The 17,902-nt window shown below is 64.8% G+C and carries 13 protein-coding genes and 1 tRNA gene; 12 read left to right on the top strand and 2 right to left on the bottom strand.

The window, feature by feature from the left end:
- The first annotated feature begins 5 nt into the window (after positions 1-5).
- From rplJ to AB6807_RS26910, 12 genes are all read left to right on the top strand, one after another.
- Positions 6-539, top strand: coding sequence for a 50S ribosomal protein L10 (gene rplJ, locus AB6807_RS26965; RefSeq protein WP_116910799.1), 534 nt, complete (start codon positions 6-8; stop codon positions 537-539).
- A gap of 42 nt (positions 540-581) precedes the next feature.
- The gene (rplL, locus tag AB6807_RS26960; protein ID WP_116910798.1) at positions 582-959 is read left to right on the top strand and encodes a 50S ribosomal protein L7/L12; all 378 of its coding nucleotides are present in this window, start codon (positions 582-584) and stop codon (positions 957-959) included.
- Between the two features lie 294 nt (positions 960-1,253).
- Positions 1,254-5,378: a DNA-directed RNA polymerase subunit beta gene (gene rpoB / locus AB6807_RS26955; protein ID WP_116910797.1), complete on the top strand. Its 4,125-nt coding sequence runs from the start codon at positions 1,254-1,256 to the stop codon at positions 5,376-5,378.
- 19 nt (positions 5,379-5,397) lie between these two features.
- Positions 5,398-9,633 carry a DNA-directed RNA polymerase subunit beta' gene (gene rpoC, locus AB6807_RS26950; protein WP_116910796.1) on the top strand — a complete coding sequence of 1,412 codons (4,236 nt, stop codon included), beginning with the start codon at positions 5,398-5,400 and terminating at the stop codon, positions 9,631-9,633.
- Positions 9,634-9,731: 98 nt separating this feature from the next.
- Positions 9,732-10,352 (top strand): lema family protein, encoded by a 621-nt coding sequence (locus AB6807_RS26945; protein ID WP_371086951.1) that lies wholly within the window; start codon positions 9,732-9,734, stop codon positions 10,350-10,352.
- A 75-nt stretch (positions 10,353-10,427) separates the two neighbouring features.
- A complete protein-coding gene (rsmB, locus tag AB6807_RS26940) occupies positions 10,428-11,810 on the top strand; it encodes a 16S rRNA (cytosine(967)-C(5))-methyltransferase RsmB (protein WP_371086950.1) in 1,383 nt (460 codons plus the stop codon).
- 52 nt (positions 11,811-11,862) lie between these two features.
- Positions 11,863-12,429 carry a DUF4390 domain-containing protein gene (locus AB6807_RS26935; protein WP_207786737.1) on the top strand — a complete coding sequence of 189 codons (567 nt, stop codon included), beginning with the start codon at positions 11,863-11,865 and terminating at the stop codon, positions 12,427-12,429.
- Entirely contained in the window at positions 12,426-14,756 is a 2,331-nt protein-coding gene (locus AB6807_RS26930; RefSeq protein WP_116910793.1) for an ATP-binding protein, read from the top strand. The genes AB6807_RS26935 and AB6807_RS26930 overlap by 4 nt, the downstream gene beginning before the upstream one ends.
- A gap of 89 nt (positions 14,757-14,845) precedes the next feature.
- The gene (locus AB6807_RS26925) at positions 14,846-15,547 is read left to right on the top strand and encodes a response regulator (protein ID WP_116910792.1); all 702 of its coding nucleotides are present in this window, start codon (positions 14,846-14,848) and stop codon (positions 15,545-15,547) included.
- A gap of 18 nt (positions 15,548-15,565) precedes the next feature.
- A tRNA-Phe gene (locus tag AB6807_RS26920) sits at positions 15,566-15,641 on the top strand.
- 244 nt (positions 15,642-15,885) lie between these two features.
- On the top strand, positions 15,886-16,128 hold the full coding sequence (locus tag AB6807_RS26915; protein WP_371086949.1) for a DUF5678 domain-containing protein: 243 nt from the start codon (positions 15,886-15,888) through the stop codon (positions 16,126-16,128).
- Positions 16,116-16,550, top strand: a complete 435-nt coding sequence (locus tag AB6807_RS26910) for an aspartyl protease family protein (protein ID WP_371086948.1) — start codon at positions 16,116-16,118, stop codon at positions 16,548-16,550. The genes AB6807_RS26915 and AB6807_RS26910 overlap by 13 nt, the downstream gene beginning before the upstream one ends.
- A 282-nt stretch (positions 16,551-16,832) precedes the next feature.
- Here AB6807_RS26910 and AB6807_RS26905 read toward each other — a convergent pair whose 3' ends face one another.
- Entirely contained in the window at positions 16,833-17,375 is a 543-nt protein-coding gene (locus AB6807_RS26905) for a hypothetical protein (RefSeq protein WP_286517075.1), read from the bottom strand.
- Positions 17,372-17,806, bottom strand: coding sequence for a hypothetical protein (locus AB6807_RS26900; protein WP_286517073.1), 435 nt, complete (start codon positions 17,804-17,806; stop codon positions 17,372-17,374). The genes AB6807_RS26905 and AB6807_RS26900 overlap by 4 nt, the downstream gene beginning before the upstream one ends.
- Positions 17,807-17,902 lie beyond the last annotated feature (96 nt).

Raw genomic sequence — 17,902 nt, 5'->3', positions numbered from 1 at the left:
AGACCTTGAGTCTGAATCGCAGTGAGAAAGAAGCGGTCATCAGTGATGTGACCAGCCTCGCCGCAAAAGCTCAAACGCTCGTGATGGCGGAATACCGTGGTATCACGGTTGCCGATATGACCAAACTGCGCAGCGAAGCTCGCAGCAAGGGCGTGACGCTCAGCGTGTTGAAGAACACGCTGGCACGCCGTGCTGTGGCTGGTAGCGCATTCGAAGTCGTCGGTGACCAGATGACCGGTCCGCTGATCTACGGCTTTTCCGAAGACGCAGTGGCCGCCGCCAAGGTGGTGGCCGACTTCGCGAAGACCAACGACAAGTTGGTGATTCGCGGTGGTGCGTTCGGCGGCAAGGCCCTGGACGTCAACGGCGTGAAGCAACTGGCCAACATCCCTTCGAAGGAAGTGCTGCTGTCCCAATTGCTGGGCTTGATGCAATCCCCCGTTTCCCGTACGGCACGCGTTCTCGCGGCGCTGGCTGCGAAGCGTGGCGAAGGCGAAGCTGCACCCGCCGATGCACCGGCAGAAGCGCAAGCCGCTTGAGCTTGCGTTTGAAATATTCAACCCAATTGTTAGGAAACAAAAATGGCATTCGATAAAGACGCATTTCTGACCGCGCTCGACAGCATGACGGTCCTGGAACTCAACGACCTGGTCAAGGCCATCGAAGAGAAGTTCGGCGTGAGCGCCGCTGCAATGGCTGCTCCGGCTGGCGCTGGTGGCGGTGCTGCTGCTGCCGTGGCTGAAGAACAGACCGAATTCAACGTCGTGCTGGCTGAAGTCGGCGCGAACAAGGTGTCGGTCATCAAGGCCGTGCGCGAAATCACCGGCCTGGGCCTCAAGGAAGCCAAGGACCTGGTGGAAGCCGCTCCCAAGGCTGTCAAGGAAGCCCTGTCCAAGGCTGACGCTGAAGCCGCCAAGAAGAAGCTGGAAGAAGCTGGCGCCAAGGTGGAACTGAAGTAATTCAGTCCCCCTAGAGGGCTGGAGGTGCCTGAAAAGGCCCTCCAGCCTTTGCCGCTTTCAGAGCGCACCCAAAAGCCGGCTCGTTGCCGGCTTTCCCGGAGACCTTCAGGTCGACGGAAAAGCCCAAACGCGACGGTTTTTGAGTGTCTTCTGACCCCGACTGCAGAAGACCCCTTGGTTCGGGCGATGTGCAACGCATCGCCGTCCGCCAACGGCTGGTAGTGGCCAGCCGCCAAGCAGTGGTGCCTAGGCACTGCTGACAAGTCGCTGAAGATCTCAAGCACCGGAGCTCTCATGGCCCAATCGTCCGCGTACAGTTACACCGAACGCAAGCGCATCCGAAAAAGTTTCGGTAACCGCGACAGCGTCGTCGAAATCCCTTACCTGCTGCAGATGCAGAAAGACGCGTACACCGCGTTCCTGCAAGCCGGCATCGCCCCCAAACAGCGCACCGTCGAAGGCCTGCAGGCCGCGTTCGACGCCGCCTTCCCGATCGTCTCGCACAACGGTTTTGTCGAGATGAAGTTCCTCGAGTACAACCTGGCGAAGCCGGCGTTCGACGTGCGCGAATGCCAGACCCGCGGCCTGACCTTCGCCTCGGCCGTGCGCGCCAAGGTGCAGCTCATCATCTATGACCGCGAGTCGTCGACCTCGCAGTCGAAGGTGGTCAAGGAAGTGAAGGAACAAGAGGTCTACATGGGCGAAGTGCCGCTCATGACCGAAAAGGGTTCGTTCATCATCAACGGCACGGAACGCGTGATCGTTTCGCAGTTGCACCGTTCGCCGGGCGTGTTCTTCGAACACGACAAGGGCAAGACGCACAGCTCGGGCAAGCTGCTGTTCTCGGCCCGCGTCATTCCTTATCGCGGTTCGTGGCTCGACTTCGAATTCGACCCGAAGGACATGCTGTACTTCCGCGTGGACCGTCGCCGCAAGATGCCGGTCACGATCCTGCTGAAGGCCATCGGCCTGAACCCGGAATCGATCCTCGCGAACTTCTTCGTGAACGACAACTTCCGCCTGATGGACAGCGGCGCGCAGATGGAGTTCGTCTCCGAGCGTCTGCGCGGCGAAGTCGCGCGCTTCGACATCACCGACAAGTCGGGCAAGGTCGTGGTCGCCAAGGACAAGCGCGTCACCGCGCGCCACACGCGCGAACTCGAGCAGGGCGGCACCACGCACATCAGCGTGCCGGAAGACTTCCTGATCGGCCGCGTCATCGCCCGCAACATCGTGGACGCCGACTCGGGTGAAATCCTGGCCAAGGCCAACGACGAGCTGACCGAAGCGCTGCTGAAGAAGCTGCGCACGGCAGGCGTGCAGGACGTGCAGGTCATCTACACCAACGAACTCGACCAGGGCGCGTACATCTCGCAGACCCTGCGCATCGACGAAACGGTGGACGAGTTCGCCGCGCGCGTGGCCATCTACCGCATGATGCGCCCCGGCGAGCCGCCGACGGAAGACGCGGTGCAGGCCCTGTTCCAGCGCCTGTTCTACAACCCGGACACGTACGACCTGTCGCGCGTGGGCCGCATGAAGTTCAACGCCAAGGTCGGCCGCGACGAATCCACCGGCCCGATGGTGCTGACCAACGAAGACATCCTGGCCGTGGTCAAGATCCTCGTCGACCTGCGCAACGGCAACGGCGAAGTCGACGACATCGATCACCTGGGCAACCGCCGCGTGCGTTGCGTCGGCGAACTGGCCGAGAACCAGTACCGCACCGGCCTGGCACGTATCGAGAAGGCCGTGAAGGAACGCCTGGGCCAAGCGGAGCAAGAGCCGCTGATGCCGCACGACCTGATCAACAGCAAGCCGATCTCGGCCGCGCTGAAGGAATTCTTCGGTGCGTCGCAGCTGTCGCAGTTCATGGACCAGACGAACCCGCTGTCCGAAATCACCCACAAGCGCCGCGTGTCGGCCCTTGGCCCGGGTGGTCTGACGCGTGAACGTGCAGGCTTCGAAGTGCGCGACGTGCACGTGACCCATTACGGCCGCGTGTGCCCGATCGAAACGCCTGAAGGCCCGAACATCGGCCTGATCAACTCGCTGGCCCTGTACGCCCGCCTGAACGAATACGGCTTCATCGAGACCCCGTACCGTCGCGTGGCGGACAGCAAGGTCACCAACGAGATCGACTACCTGTCGGCCATCGAAGAAGGCAAGTACGTCATCGCCCAGGCCAACGCGGCCCTGGACAAGGACGGCGTGCTGACCGGCGACCTGGTCTCCGCGCGTGAAGCCGGCGAATCGATCCTGGTCGGTGCCGAGCGCATCCAGTACATGGACGTGTCGCCCGCGCAGATCGTGTCGGTGGCCGCATCGCTCGTGCCCTTCCTGGAGCACGACGACGCGAACCGCGCGTTGATGGGCGCCAACATGCAGCGCCAGGCCGTGCCTGTGCTGCGCCCCGAGAAGCCGATGGTCGGTACCGGTATCGAGCGCGTCTCCGCGGTCGACTCCGGCACCGTGGTCACGGCCACCCGTGGCGGTATCGTCGACTACGTCGATGCGACCCGTGTCGTGGTGCGCGTGAACGATGCCGAAGCGGCAGCCGGTGAAGTGGGTGTGGACATCTACAACCTGATCAAGTATCAGCGTTCGAACCAGAACACCAACATCCACCAGCGCCCCATCGTCAAGCGCGGCGACAAGATCGCCAAGGGCGACGTGGTGGCCGACGGCGCATCGACCGACCTCGGCGAACTGGCCCTGGGCCAGAACATGCTGATCGCGTTCATGCCCTGGAACGGCTACAACTTCGAAGACTCGATCCTGATCTCCGAACGCGTCGTCGCCGAAGACCGCTACACCTCGATCCACATCGAGGAACTGGTGGTGATGGCACGCGACACGAAGCTGGGCGCCGAAGAAATCACGCGCGACATCCCGAACCTGGCCGAGCAGCAGCTCAACCGCCTCGACGAATCCGGCATCATTTATGTCGGCGCCGAAGTGCAGCCAGGCGACACGCTGGTGGGCAAGGTCACGCCGAAGGGCGAGACCACGCTGACGCCTGAAGAGAAGCTGCTTCGCGCCATCTTCGGCGAGAAGGCTTCCGACGTGAAGGACACCTCGCTGCGCGTGGACCAGGGCTCGCAAGGCACCGTGATCGACGTGCAGGTGTTCACCCGCGAAGGCATCACGCGCGACAAGCGCGCCCAGCAGATCATCGACGACGAGCTCAAGCGCTTCCGCCTCGACCTGAACGACCAGCTTCGCATCGTCGAAGCCGACGCGTTCGACCGTATCGAGAAGCTGCTGACCGGCAAGGTCGCCAACGGCGGCCCGAACAAGCTGGCCAAGGGCACCAAGCTCGACAAGGCCTACCTGTCGTCGGTCGAGAAGTTCCACTGGTTCGACATCCGCCCGGCGGAAGACGAAGTGGCCACGCAGCTCGAGTCGATCAAGAACTCGCTGGAGCAGACGCGCCACAGCTTCGACCTGTCGTTCGAAGAAAAGCGCAAGAAGCTCACGCAGGGCGACGAGCTGCCCGCTGGCGTGCTGAAGATGGTCAAGGTCTACCTGGCCGTCAAGCGCCGCCTGCAACCCGGCGACAAGATGGCCGGCCGCCACGGCAACAAGGGCGTGGTGTCGAAGATCGTTCCGGTCGAAGACATGCCCCACATGGCCGACGGTACGCCGTGCGACATCTGCCTGAACCCGCTGGGCGTGCCTTCGCGGATGAACGTGGGCCAGGTGCTGGAAGTGCACTTGGGCTGGGCCGGCAAGGGCATCGGCCAGCGCATCGGCGACATGCTGCAGCAGGAGGCCAAGGTGGCCGAGCTGCGCAAGTTCATGGAGCAGCTGTACAACGGCTCGGGCCGCCAGGAAAACCTCGGTTCGCTGAGCGACACCGAGCTGCTCGAGATGGCGGCGAACCTGCAGAACGGCGCGACCTTCGCGACGCCTGTGTTCGACGGCGCCTCGGAAGAAGAAATCCGCGGCATGCTCAAGCTCGCCTACCCGGACGACATCGCCAAGCTCAAGGGCCTGACCGATACGCGCACCCAGGCGTACCTGTACGACGGCCGCTCGGGCGACCAGTTCGAGCGTCCGGTTACCGTCGGCTACATGCACTTCTTGAAGCTGCACCACTTGGTGGACGACAAGATGCACGCCCGCTCGACCGGCCCGTACTCGCTGGTCACGCAGCAGCCCCTGGGCGGCAAGGCGCAGTTCGGCGGCCAGCGTTTCGGGGAAATGGAAGTGTGGGCGCTGGAAGCTTACGGCGCCGCCTACGTCCTGCAGGAAATGCTGACGGTGAAGTCCGACGACGTGCAAGGCCGTACGAAGGTGTACGAGAGCATCGTCAAGGGCGAACACTCCATCGAAGCCGGCATGCCGGAATCGTTCAATGTGCTGGTCAAGGAAATCCGTTCCCTGGGCCTGGACATCGAACTCGAACGTTCTTAAGCAACAAGGAAAGAGTCACATGAAGTCATTACTCGACCTGTTCAAGCAATTCACGCCCGACGAGCATTTCGATGCGATCAAGATCGGCATGGCGTCGCCCGAGAAGATCCGTTCGTGGTCTTTCGGCGAAGTGAAAAAGCCCGAGACGATCAACTACCGCACGTTCAAGCCAGAGCGCGACGGCCTGTTCTGCGCCAAGATCTTCGGCCCCATCAAGGACTACGAGTGCCTGTGCGGCAAGTACAAGCGCCTGAAGCACCGCGGCGTGATCTGCGAGAAGTGCGGCGTTGAAGTCACGCAGACCAAGGTGCGTCGCGAGCGCATGGGTCACATCGACCTGGCCGCGCCCTGCGCCCACATCTGGTTCCTGAAGTCGCTGCCGTCGCGCCTGGGCCTGGTGCTCGACATGACGCTGCGCGACATCGAACGCGTGCTGTATTTCGAAGCCTACGTGATCACCGACCCCGGCATGACCCCGCTGAAGAAGTTCGGCATCATGTCCGAGGACGACTACGACGCGAAGCGCAAGGAATTCGGCGACGAATTCGTTGCCAAGATGGGCGCCGAAGGCATCAAGGACCTGCTGGAAGGCATCGAGCTCGACAGCGAGATCGAACGCCTGCGCGGTGACCTGACCGGCTCCGAAGTCAAGGTCAAGAAGAACTCCAAGCGCCTGAAGGTGCTGGAAGCCTTCCGCAAGTCGGGCATCAAGCCCCAGTGGATGGTGCTCGAAGTGCTGCCCGTGCTGCCGCCGGACCTGCGTCCGCTGGTGCCGCTGGACGGCGGCCGCTTCGCGACCTCCGACCTGAACGACCTGTACCGCCGCGTCATCAACCGCAATTCGCGCCTGCGCCGCCTGCTGGAGCTGAAGGCTCCGGAAATCATCGCGCGCAACGAAAAGCGGATGCTGCAGGAAGCTGTGGACTCGCTGCTGGACAACGGCCGTCGCGGCAAGGCCATGACGGGCGCCAACAAGCGCGCGCTGAAGTCGCTGGCCGACATGATCAAGGGCAAGAGCGGCCGCTTCCGCCAGAATCTGCTGGGCAAGCGCGTCGACTACTCGGGCCGTTCGGTCATCGTGGTGGGCCCGACGCTCAAGCTGCACCAGTGCGGCCTGCCGAAGCTGATGGCGCTGGAACTGTTCAAGCCCTTCATCTTCTCGCGCCTGGAAGCCATGGGCATCGCGACCACGATCAAGGCTGCCAAGAAGGAAGTCGAATCGGGCACGCCGGTGGTGTGGGACATCCTGGAAGAAGTGATCAAGGAACACCCGGTCATGCTGAACCGTGCGCCTACGCTGCACCGTTTGGGCATTCAGGCGTTCGAACCGATCCTGATCGAAGGCAAGGCCATCCAGCTGCACCCGCTCGTCTGCGCGGCATTCAACGCCGACTTCGACGGCGACCAGATGGCCGTTCACGTGCCGTTGTCGGTGGAAGCGCAAATGGAAGCCCGCACGCTGATGCTGGCCTCCAACAACGTGCTGTTCCCGGCATCGGGCGAACCGTCGATCGTTCCTTCGCAGGACGTGGTGCTGGGTCTGTACTACACGACCCGCGACCGCATCAACGGCAAGGGCGAGGGCCTGATCTTCTCCGACATCGGTGAAGTGCAGCGCGCGCTGGACGCCAACGAGGTCGAGCTCACCGCCAAGGTCGCGGTGCGTATCACGGAGTACACCAAGGACAAGGAAACCGGCGTGTTCACGCCGTCGACCTCGCTCGTGGACACCACCGTGGGCCGTGCCCTGCTGTCCGAGATCCTGCCGAAGGGCCTGCCGTTCTCGAACATCAACAAGGCGCTGAAGAAGAAGGAAATCTCCAAGCTCATCAACGTCTCGTTCCGCAAGTGCGGCCTGAAAGAGACGGTCGTGTTCGCCGACAAGCTGCTGCAGAACGGCTTCCGCCTGGCGACCAAGGCCGGCATCTCGATCGCCATCGACGACATGCTGGTGCCCGCTGAAAAGCACGGCATCATCGAGCGCTCGGCCAAGGAAGTGAAGGAGATCGAACAGCAGTACGTCTCCGGTCTCGTGACCTCCGGCGAACGCTACAACAAGGTGGTGGACATCTGGGGCAAGGCCGGCGACGAAGTGTCGAAGGTCATGATGGCCAAGCTGTCGAAGCAGAAGGTCATCGACCGCCACGGCAAGGAAGTGGAGCAGGAGTCCTTCAACTCGATCTACATGATGGCCGACTCCGGCGCCCGCGGTTCCGCGGCCCAGATTCGCCAGGTGGCCGGCATGCGTGGCCTGATGGCCAAGCCCGACGGCTCGATCATCGAGACGCCCATTACCGCGAACTTCCGCGAAGGCCTGAACGTGCTGGAGTACTTCATCTCCACCCACGGTGCCCGTAAGGGTCTGGCCGACACGGCGCTGAAGACGGCGAACTCGGGCTACCTGACCCGTCGTCTGGTCGACGTGACGCAAGACCTGGTCGTGACCGAACAGGACTGCGGCACGCACGGCGGTTACCTGATGCGCGCCATCGTCGAAGGCGGTGAAGTGATCGAGTCGCTGCGCGACCGTATTCTCGGCCGCTCGGCCGCGGACGACGTGCTGCACCCGGAAAACCGTTCGGTGCTGCTGAAGGCCGGCTCCATGTTCGACGAGGACAACATCGAAGAGCTCGAGGCGCAAGGCGTCGACGAGGTCAAGGTGCGTACCGCGCTGACCTGCGAAACCCGCTTCGGCATCTGCGCGACCTGCTACGGCCGCGACCTGGGCCGCGGCGGCCTGATCAACATCGGCGAAGCCGTCGGTGTGATCGCTGCGCAGTCCATCGGCGAACCCGGCACGCAGCTGACGATGCGTACCTTCCACATCGGTGGTGCCGCTTCGCGCGCCGCCATAGCCTCGAGCGTGGAAGCCAAGTCGAACGGCTCGATCGGCTTCAACGCCACGATGCGCTACGTGACTAACAGCAAGAGCGACCTGGTCGTGATTTCGCGTTCGGGCGAGATCGTCATTCATGACGAGCACGGCCGTGAGCGCGAACGTCACAAGGTGCCGTACGGCGCCACGCTGACGGTCAAGGCCGACCAGCAGATCAAGGCCGGCCACGTGCTCGCCAACTGGGACCCGCTGACCCGCCCGATCATTACCGAGTTCGCCGGCAAGGCGCAGTTCGAGAACGTCGAGGAAGGCCTGACGGTCGCCAAGCAGGTGGACGAAGTGACCGGTCTGTCGACCCTGGTCGTGATCGACCCGAAGCGCCGCGGCGCCGCCAAGGTGGTTCGCCCTCAGGTGAAGCTCATCGACGCCTCCGGCGCCGAAGTGAAGATCCCGGGCACCGACCACTCGGTGACGATCGGCTTCCCGATCGGCTCGCTGGTGCAGATCCGCGACGGCCAGGACGTGGGCCCCGGCGAAGTGCTGGCGCGTATTCCGGTCGAAGGCCAGAAGACCCGCGACATCACCGGCGGTCTGCCGCGTGTGGCCGAGCTGTTCGAAGCCCGTTCGCCGAAGGACAAGGGCATGCTGGCCGAAATGACCGGCACGGTGTCGTTCGGCAAGGAAACGAAGGGCAAGATCCGCCTGCAGATCACCGATCCCGAAGGCGGCGTCTACGAAGACCTCGTTCCGAAGGAAAAGAACATCCTGGTGCACGAAGGCCAGGTGGTGAACAAGGGCGAAAGCGTGGTCGACGGCCCGGCGGACCCGCAGGACATCCTGCGCCTGCTGGGTTCGGAAGAACTCGCGCGCTACATCGTGGACGAAGTGCAGGACGTGTACCGCTTGCAGGGTGTGAAGATCAACGACAAGCACATCGAGGTGATCGTTCGCCAGATGCTGCGTCGCGTCGTGGTCGACAACATCGGCGAGACCGGCTACATCTCCGGCGAACAGGTCGAACGCAGCGAAATGCTCAACACCAACGACGCCCTGCGCGCCGAAGGCAAGATCCCCGCGACGTTCACCAACCTGCTGCTGGGTATCACGAAGGCGTCGCTGTCGACCGACTCGTTCATCTCGGCAGCTTCGTTCCAGGAAACGACGCGCGTGCTGACCGAAGCCGCGATCATGGGCAAGCGCGACGAGCTGCGCGGCCTGAAGGAAAACGTGATCGTCGGCCGCCTGATTCCCGCGGGCACCGGCATGGCGTACCACCAGGCACGCAAGGTCAAGGACGCGATGGACGAAGCCGAGCGCCGCGCTATTGCCGAGTCGGAGGCCGCCGACATGGCAGCCTCCAACGAGGCCAGCGATGCAGCGACCACGGTGGACGCCAGCGAAGGCGCTGCGACCGAATAACTGGTTAGCATCACCGGCCATGACCGGTACACACGCCCCCCGACCGGCCCCGGTCGGGGGGCGTTTTTCTTTGTGTTGTCCATGAGGCCTTGTTGTCGATGAGTCTGTTGCCCGAATCGCTGGCCAGCTGGATCGTGATCGCGGTGCTGCTGTTCTGGTTTGTCGGCGCCTACAACCGGCTGGTGCGCCTGCGCGCGACCGTGCTGCAGGCCTATGGGGCGCTCGATGCGGCCCTGGGCAAGCAGCTCGATTTCGTGCAGGCCAGCATCGCTGCCTCGCCACCCGAGGCGGTGCTGAATGAATCGCTGTCGTCCATTGCGCCGCTGCAGGCCGCGACCACGCAGCTGTCGACGCTGCTGGGCGCCACGCGGCTGCATCCGCTGGACGCCGGCGGCATGGCGGCGCTGGCCACCGCCCTGCAGGTGTGGATCGGCGCATGGCGGCGCCAGCACCCGGACGATGTGACGGTGTTCGACGCTGACGGCACGCTGTCGCGCCCGGTGCCGCTGATGCCTGGATCGTCGGGAGCGTCGGGATCGTCGATCGCTGCGGCGAGCGTGGCCGAGCCCATCGCGTGGCCCGAGCCTTCGGCCGCCGCGGAAATTGCACGCAACCAGTTCAACCAGGCCGTGGCGAGCTACAACGCGGCCATCGCGCAGTTCCCCGCGATGCTGGTGGCATGGGCCGTGCGTCTGCGTGCGGCCGCGCCGCTGCTCTGAGCGTCAGGCGCGGCTTCCTTTTTCTTTCCATTGCACGGCGTCCGGCTTGCGGGCGCCCGTTACCATCGCCCCAACTTGTCAGACCTACATTCCGATTCTTCGAGCAGCGGCGGCGCGCCGTCGCTGCAACCCCCGCTCTGGCGCCAACTGCAACTGACCGCGGTGGCGCTGGCGTCGATTCGCGCCGGTACCTCGGGCTCGGTCGCGTTCGAGGCGGTCGAACCCGCCCTGCGCCCCGGCGTGCAGGCGCTCGGCTTCCAGGTGCTGCGCTGGCTGGGCCGCGCCGAGGCCCTGCGCCGCCACCTGGCCAAGCGCACGCCGCCGCCGCTGCCCGATGCCTTGCTGTGCACGGCGCTCGCGCTGGCCTGGGACACCGAGCGCGCGCCCTACGAGCCCTTCACGCTGGTCGACCAGGCGGTCGAGGCCGCCAAGCGCAACCCCGCCACGCGCGCGCAGGCCAGCTTCATCAATGCCTGCCTGCGGCGCTTTCTGCGTGAGCGCGACGAGCTGGTGGCCATCACCGACAGCGAACCGGTGGCGCAGTGGAACCATCCGCGCTGGTGGATCGAGCGCCTCAAGCGCGACCATCCGCGCGAGTGGCAACGCGTGCTGGGTGCCGACAACGCGCAGGCGCCGATGACGCTGCGCGTGAATGCGCAGAAATCGAACCCGGTCGCCTACCTGGCGGAGCTCGAAGCCGTGGGGCTGTCGGCCACGCGCGTCGGTCCTTCGGGCCTGCAGCTCGCGCGTGCACGGCCGGTGCAGCAGTTGCCCGGTTTTGCAGAGGGTGCTTCGTCGGTGCAGGACGCCGCCGCGCAGATGGCCGCGCCGCTGTTGCTCGACGGCCTGCTGGCGGCCCGGTCCGCCTCCGCCGCCCCGCTGCGCGTGCTCGACGCGTGTGCCGCCCCCGGCGGCAAGACCGCGCACCTGCTCGAGCTGGCGAGCCCTGGCGCCATCGACGTCACCGCCCTCGAAGTCGACGCCGTGCGCAGCCGCCGCATCGACGAGACCCTGGCGCGCATCGGCATGAGCGCCAAGGTGCTGGTGGCCGACGCCGCGCGTCCCGCCCAGTGGTGGGACGGCACGCCCTTCGACGCCATCCTGCTCGATGCGCCGTGCACCGCCTCGGGCATCGTGCGCCGCCACCCTGACGTGCGCTGGCTGCGCCGTGAGAGCGACACCGGCCAGCTCGCGGCCCAGCAGGCCGCGTTGCTGGCGGCGCTCTGGCCGCTCGTGAAGCCCGGCGGCCGTCTTCTCTACTGCACCTGCTCCGTGTTTCGCGAAGAAGGTTCGCAACAAATTGATGCGTTTCTTGTACACAACACCGACGCACGTTTGCTGCCGTCGCCCGGCCATTTGCTGCCCCAAAACGGGTCGAATGGCCGCAGCGTCCCGGACAATCCCTCTGGTGACCACGACGGTTTCTTCTACGCACTGCTCGAAAAACGCTCGCACTGAACCGCGCCGGCCGGTCCTGCTGGCCGTGCTGCTCTGGGTGTGGGTGCTGTGGATGGCCTGGCTGCCGGCCCCGGCGGTGGCGCAGGGGCGTGCCGGCACATCGATCAGCCAGATGCGGCTGGAGCAGTCCGACGACGGCGTCTACTTCAGCGCCGCCGTTCAGTTCGAGCTGCCCTCGCTGGTCGAGGAGGTGCTCGACAAGGGCATCGCCATCTACTTCGTGGCAGAGGCCGAGATCTTCCAGGAGCGCTGGTACTGGACCGACCGCAAGGTCGCCCAGGTCACGCGCCACATGCGGCTGGCCTACCAGCCGCTCACGCGGCGCTGGCGCCTGAACGTGTCGGCGGCGCCCATGACCGGCGCGGCCGGCCTGGGCATTTCGCTGAACCAGAACTTCGACACGCTGGCCGACGCGCTGGACGCCATCAAGCGCGTCGGCCGCCTGCGGCTGGGCGACACCGCCGAGATCGGCGACGACCCGCTGCACCAGGTCACCTTCCGTTTCCGGCTCGACACCTCGCAGCTGCCGCGGCCGTTCCAGATCGGCGTGGTCGGGCAGTCCGACTGGAACATCGCCGCCGAGCGCACCGCCCGGCTCGCCGTGGAGAAGCAGAAGTGAGCACGTCGGCGCGCAGCGGCGCAGCGGCCACGCCGGCCGCCAGCCGCGCGCGCGCCATGCGCTGGGCCATCGGCGTGGGGGCCGCGCTGGTCACGGCCATCGGGCTGGTGCTGATGTTCCTGCTCGCGCAGGCCACCAACAACCGCGCGCTGTACGAGCGCTACTACGTGCGCCTGTTCGGCATCAACGTGGTGGTGGCGGTGCTGCTGGTTCTGGTGATCGGCTGGGTCGCCTTCCGGCTGCTGCGGCGGTTGCGGCAGGGCAAGTTCGGCAGCCGTCTGCTCATCAAGCTGGCGGCCATCTTCGCGCTGGTGGGTGTGGTGCCCGGGGCGCTGGTCTACGTGGTGTCCTACCAGTTCGTCGCGCGCTCGATCGAAAGCTGGTTCGACGTGAAGGTGGAGGGCGCGCTCGACGCCGGCCTGAACCTGGGGCGGGCCACGCTCGATTCGCTGTCCGACGACCTGGCGGCCAAGACGCGCAGCGCCAGCGCGCAGCTCGCGCAGGTGCCTGATGCCAGCGCGGGCCTGCAGCTGGAGCGCATTCGCGACCAGCTCGAGGCCACCGACGTCATCCTGTGGACCGGCACCGGGCAGCTGGTGGCCAGCGCCGGCACCTCGCGCTTCCAGCTCAACCCCGAGCGGCCGACGGCGCAGCAGTTTCGCCAGGTGCGCCCCGAGCGCGCCGTGTCGCACGTCGAAGGGCTGGACGAAACCGCCGCCCCCGGCGCGCCGCCGCCGGTCGCGAGCGTGCGCGCGCTGGCCATGGTGCAACGCCCGGGTTTCGACTTCGACACCGCCCCGCGCTACCTGCAGGTCACGCGGCCGCTGCCGCCGGCGGTGGTGGCCAACGCGCTCGCCGTGCAGGAGGCCAACCGCGAATACCAGGAAAGGGCGCTCGCGCGAGAAGGCCTGCGCCGCATGTACATCGGCACGCTCACGCTGAGCCTGTTCCTGGCCGTATTCGGCGCGGTGCTGCTGGCCGTGCTGTTCGGCAACCAGCTCGCCCGGCCGTTGCTGGTGCTGGCCGACGGCGTGCGCCAGGTGGCCGCCGGCGACCTGCGGCCCACCGCCGTGCTGCAGGGCAAGGACGAGCTGGGCGGCCTCACGCGCTCGTTCGCCGTCATGACGCAGCAACTGGCCGACGCCCGCGGCGCGGTCGAGAAGACCATGGGCCAGCTCGACGCGGCGCGCGCCAACCTGCAGACCATTTTGGACAACCTGACCTCGGGCGTGATCGTGCTCGACGCCCGCGGCATCGTGCTGTCGACCAACCCCGGCGCCACGCGCGTGCTGCGCGCACCGATGGCCGCCTACGAAGGCCAGGCGCTGGTGGCCGTGCCGGGCCTGGCCGATTTCGGCGCCAAGGTGCAGCAGCAGTTCGACGACTTCCTCGTCGAGCGCATGCAGCACGGCCTCGACCACTGGCAGCACGCCTTCGAGCTGCACGCCTCGGGCAACGACCTGCCGCAGCAGGACGGCGCCATCAACATCGTCGCGCGCGGCGCGGAGCTGCCCGGCGCTGCGCGGCTGCTGGTGTTCGACGACATCTCGGAAATCGTCTCCGCCCAGCGCGCGCAGGCCTGGGGCGAGGTGGCGCGCCGGCTGGCGCACGAGATCAAGAACCCGCTCACGCCCATCCAGCTTTCGGCCGAGCGGCTGGAGATGAAGCTGTCGGGCAAGGTGCCGCCGCCCGAGCAGGCCATATTGGTGAAGTCGGTGAAGACCATCGTCGACCAGGTCGATGCGATGAAGCGGCTGGTGAACGAGTTCCGCGACTACGCGCGCCTGCCCGCGGCCGACCTGAAGCCGGTCGACCTCAATGCGCTGCTGGCCGACGTGCTCCAGCTCTACAACGCCGACAGCCTGCCCATCACGCTGCGCTTCGAACTCGACGAGCGCTGTCCGCCAGTACGCGGCGATGCCCAGCAGATTCGCCAGGTCATACACAACCTGTTGCAAAACGCGCAGGACGCCGCCGAGGCCGCGGCCAGCGGCACGGGCAAGCCGGGCGAGGTGGTCATCCGCACGCGGCTGGGCGATTCGGGCCAGCGCGTGCGCATGACGGTGCAGGACAGCGGCAAGGGTTTTGCTGAAAATATTCTCAAGCGCGCGTTCGAACCGTACGTCACCACGAAAACAAAAGGTACCGGTTTGGGCCTTGCGGTCGTGAAGAAGATCGCGGACGAACACGGTGCGCGCATCGAGCTTTCCAATCGCGTGGTCGATGGGGCTGTGGCAGGGGCGCAAGTCTCGCTATCATTCGCGCTGGCAAGCGAGCCGCGGGCAGCGGTCGCTCACACCGAAGATTCGAAGTCTTCCGCCGCCTGAGCCGCACGAATCCGTCGCCCAGGCGAGGGATGTGCCGGCAGACTCCTACACACCATTGCAGACACCAGCGCATACAACAAGCAGCACTCATGGCAAACATTCTCGTGGTCGATGACGAGCTGGGCATCCGGGACCTGCTCTTCGAAATTCTCAATGACGAAGGCCACAACGTGGAGCTCGCGGAAAACGCCGCCGAAGCACGCGCCGCGCGCCAGCGCGCCCGGCCCGACCTCGTGCTCCTGGACATCTGGATGCCCGACACCGACGGCGTCACGCTGCTCAAGGAATGGTCCACCGCGGGCCTGCTGAGCATGCCGGTGATCATGATGAGCGGCCACGCCACCATCGACACCGCGGTCGACGCCACGCGCATCGGCGCCTTCGCGTTCCTCGAAAAACCCATCACCATGCAGAAGCTGCTCAAGGCAGTGGAGCAGGGCCTGGCGCGCGAGAGCGCACGCCGCGCCGCCGCGGGCGTGGTGCCCACGCCGGCCACCGGCTCGCAGGCCGCGGCCATCACCACCACGGGCGACAGCCTGATGATGGCGTCGCTCGCCGCGGTGCCCGTGGCGGACATCGGCCCGCAGTCCACGCAGAGCTTCGACCTCGACCGCCCGCTGCGCGATGCGCGCGACGGCTTCGAGAAGGCGTATTTCGAGTTCCACCTGGCGATGGAGAACGGTTCGATGACCCGTGTCGCCGAAAAAACCGGCCTCGAACGCACCCATCTCTACAGAAAACTTAAACAACTTGGTGTGGATCTCTCAAGAGGGCGCAGAAGCGCTGTATAATTCGAGGCTGCACACAATGGCCCGGTAGCTCAGTTGGTAGAGCAGCGGATTGAAAATCCGCGTGTCGGTGGTTCGATTCCGCCCCAGGCCACCATATTTCGAGAGGCGCTACAGCTATCAAAGTTGTAGCGCCTTTTTCGTTTTATTCCCACCCTGGGATTTCAGCGAAATCGAGACACTCAATCGACGGTCGCCAAAGTTGAGGCATTGCCCCATTGATTCGGCGTTCCTAATTCGGTACTCTTCGCGGCACGGCTGTGGATAACTCTGTGGGCAGTCGGTGAATAAATATATAAATGGGGTGACACAAATGACGTACTTCCTTACGGCGGCGGCCTATGGTTGAGCCTCGGGCCGAACTCCAAACGTACCAAGAGCAGCTTCCAGCCATGCTGTCTTCATACGATGGCCAATACGTGGTCATCAAAGATACCCAGACCGTTCATTTTTCGCCTACCTACCAAGACGCTCTTGATTGGGCTTACGCGACTTTTGGGCTTGACCACTTCTTCGTGAAGAAGGTGGCCGAGGACCAAGACGTGGTTCATTTCATGCGCGATCTTGGGCCGTGCCCCATTTAACTGGCAGCTACGGTTCCAGAGGCGCAATACTGGACATCTGGATAGGTGTCAGCGAACCGCGTGCTCGCGTCCTGCGGGCAAAGCGCCTTGAAGTTCCTCAACCGATCAAGCTCCCGTTTTTGATCGATACGGGTGCCGACTCGTCGATGGTCAGCGAGGACACGATGCGTCATCTAGGCATACCCGATCGCGGGGCCAGGATGATTGTTGGCTCGACGACTCGAATTGAACCGACCTCTTGCCCGACGTATGACGTGCAATTCGAGTTGCGAACCTACGGGGATCAACCGTTGACCTTTCCGGCATTGGAAGTGATCGGACGCCCCTTCTTCAACGAGATGATCTACGGGCTAATCGGGCGAGACGTTTTGAACCGGGTGCAATTGCGGTTCGGCCAAGGACGCTTTCGAATCGATTACTAATTCAGGCCTTTTCGCTTCGATGCGCGGGATCGGTCGTAAATCTTCGCCGTGGTCTTGCTATCGGCGTGGAGCTCGGGTAGCGCCCCATACTGAGCCCTGCAGTGCGAGGTGGGCGATGACGATGCGTGACAGCGGCGGCAATCTAGCAGCGCGCCGCTGCGCTCGCCAGTCACGAAAGTCATGGCTACCCCGAAAAAAAAGCGGCTGGCCGATGCGGGCCGGATGTCCGGTCCCTCATCGCCAGCCGCTGCTTTCAGGTGGCGCGAACTGCTTGCCGTTCGCTCAGAGGTTCAGCGCCGACACGGCTTCCAGGCCCTGCTTGATGTTGTTGCGCGCCGCGCCTTCCACCGCCATGCGCAGGCGCGTGGTGCCCACGAGCGAGTCGAACGCGCCGCCCGTGTAGGTCGACTTGACGACCCGGCGCATCGCCACCGAGTTGTCCGAGAGCTTCACCAGCGACCAGCCCGCTTCCATGTCGACGGTGAACGCCGCGCCGAACGTGGGCTTGCTCAGCTTGACGATCGAGACCGACAGCTCGTAGTCGCCGGTCTTGCCCTTGACGACTTCCTTGAACAGGGCCGTCTGCGTGATGGACTTCTCGATGGCGGCGCGCAGGTCGTCGTCGGAGATGTCGGCGGTCCACAGCGGATTCGTTTCGCTGCCGCCGCCGGTCTTCACCGACACCGAGAACGGCAGCTTCTTGCTCGACGCGACGCTGGTGGTCGTCATGGCGTCGCGGTTGGCCGGGGAGGCGCAGCCTGCGAGCGCGACGACCACGGCGAGGAGGGCCAGCGCGCCGGCGCGGCGAAGGGTGTGATGGATCATTTGTTTTTTTCCGATTCTTTGAAGATGTTCCCGATCACCTCGTCGACCATCTGCGATGGCGAGAGCCGGGTGAACGAGGTATGGAGCGAATGGCCGGTGGCCAGGGGGTAGTCGGTCTTGGGCTCGCGAATGGTGACCGTGAGTTCCAGCAGGTACATGGTGATGTCCCACGTCCACTTGTCGACGTAGGTGACGACGGCGTCGACCCGCTCGGGCGCCTTGCCGTCCTCGACCACGCGCATGCCGCGCGCACGCAGGTTGGCCGCGACCAATTGGTGGATCGTGCCGTCCTCGCCCTCGAGCTTGCGCACCTGCACCACGCGCAGCTTGTCCAGTCCGGCCGAGGGATCGACGGTGGCCTTGGTGCGATTGACCGCGCAGCCGCTCGTGAACACCGAGACAGCCATGGCTGCAAGAAGCAGTCTCCTCACGCTATTCAATTTGTGTGTCTCCTCCGCCCGAAATGGGCGCAGGAAATGTAACTGAAAATTTCCAAAGACGGATCTTGCAAGCGAACAGGGCACGAG

Origin of the sequence: Variovorax sp. RCC_210, from assembly GCF_041355175.1 — a bacterium.
Taxonomy (GTDB): domain Bacteria; phylum Pseudomonadota; class Gammaproteobacteria; order Burkholderiales; family Burkholderiaceae_C; genus Variovorax.
This window is presented reverse-complemented; position numbering and strand designations above follow the sequence as displayed.

Bases quoted from the DNA above. Each gene is read 5' to 3' on its own strand.
- rplL (WP_116910798.1), top strand. From the start codon at position 582: ATGGCATTCGATAAAGACGCATTTCTGACCGCGCTCGACAGCATGACG.
- rpoB (WP_116910797.1), top strand. From the start codon at position 1,254: ATGGCCCAATCGTCCGCGTACAGTTACACCGAACGCAAGCGCATCCGA.
- rpoC (WP_116910796.1), top strand. From the start codon at position 5,398: ATGAAGTCATTACTCGACCTGTTCAAGCAATTCACGCCCGACGAGCAT.
- AB6807_RS26945 (WP_371086951.1), top strand. From the start codon at position 9,732: ATGAGTCTGTTGCCCGAATCGCTGGCCAGCTGGATCGTGATCGCGGTG.
- AB6807_RS26935 (WP_207786737.1), top strand. From the start codon at position 11,863: ATGGCCTGGCTGCCGGCCCCGGCGGTGGCGCAGGGGCGTGCCGGCACA.
- AB6807_RS26925 (WP_116910792.1), top strand. From the start codon at position 14,846: ATGGCAAACATTCTCGTGGTCGATGACGAGCTGGGCATCCGGGACCTG.
- AB6807_RS26915 (WP_371086949.1), top strand. From the start codon at position 15,886: ATGGTTGAGCCTCGGGCCGAACTCCAAACGTACCAAGAGCAGCTTCCA.
- AB6807_RS26905 (WP_286517075.1), bottom strand. From the start codon at position 17,375: ATGATCCATCACACCCTTCGCCGCGCCGGCGCGCTGGCCCTCCTCGCC.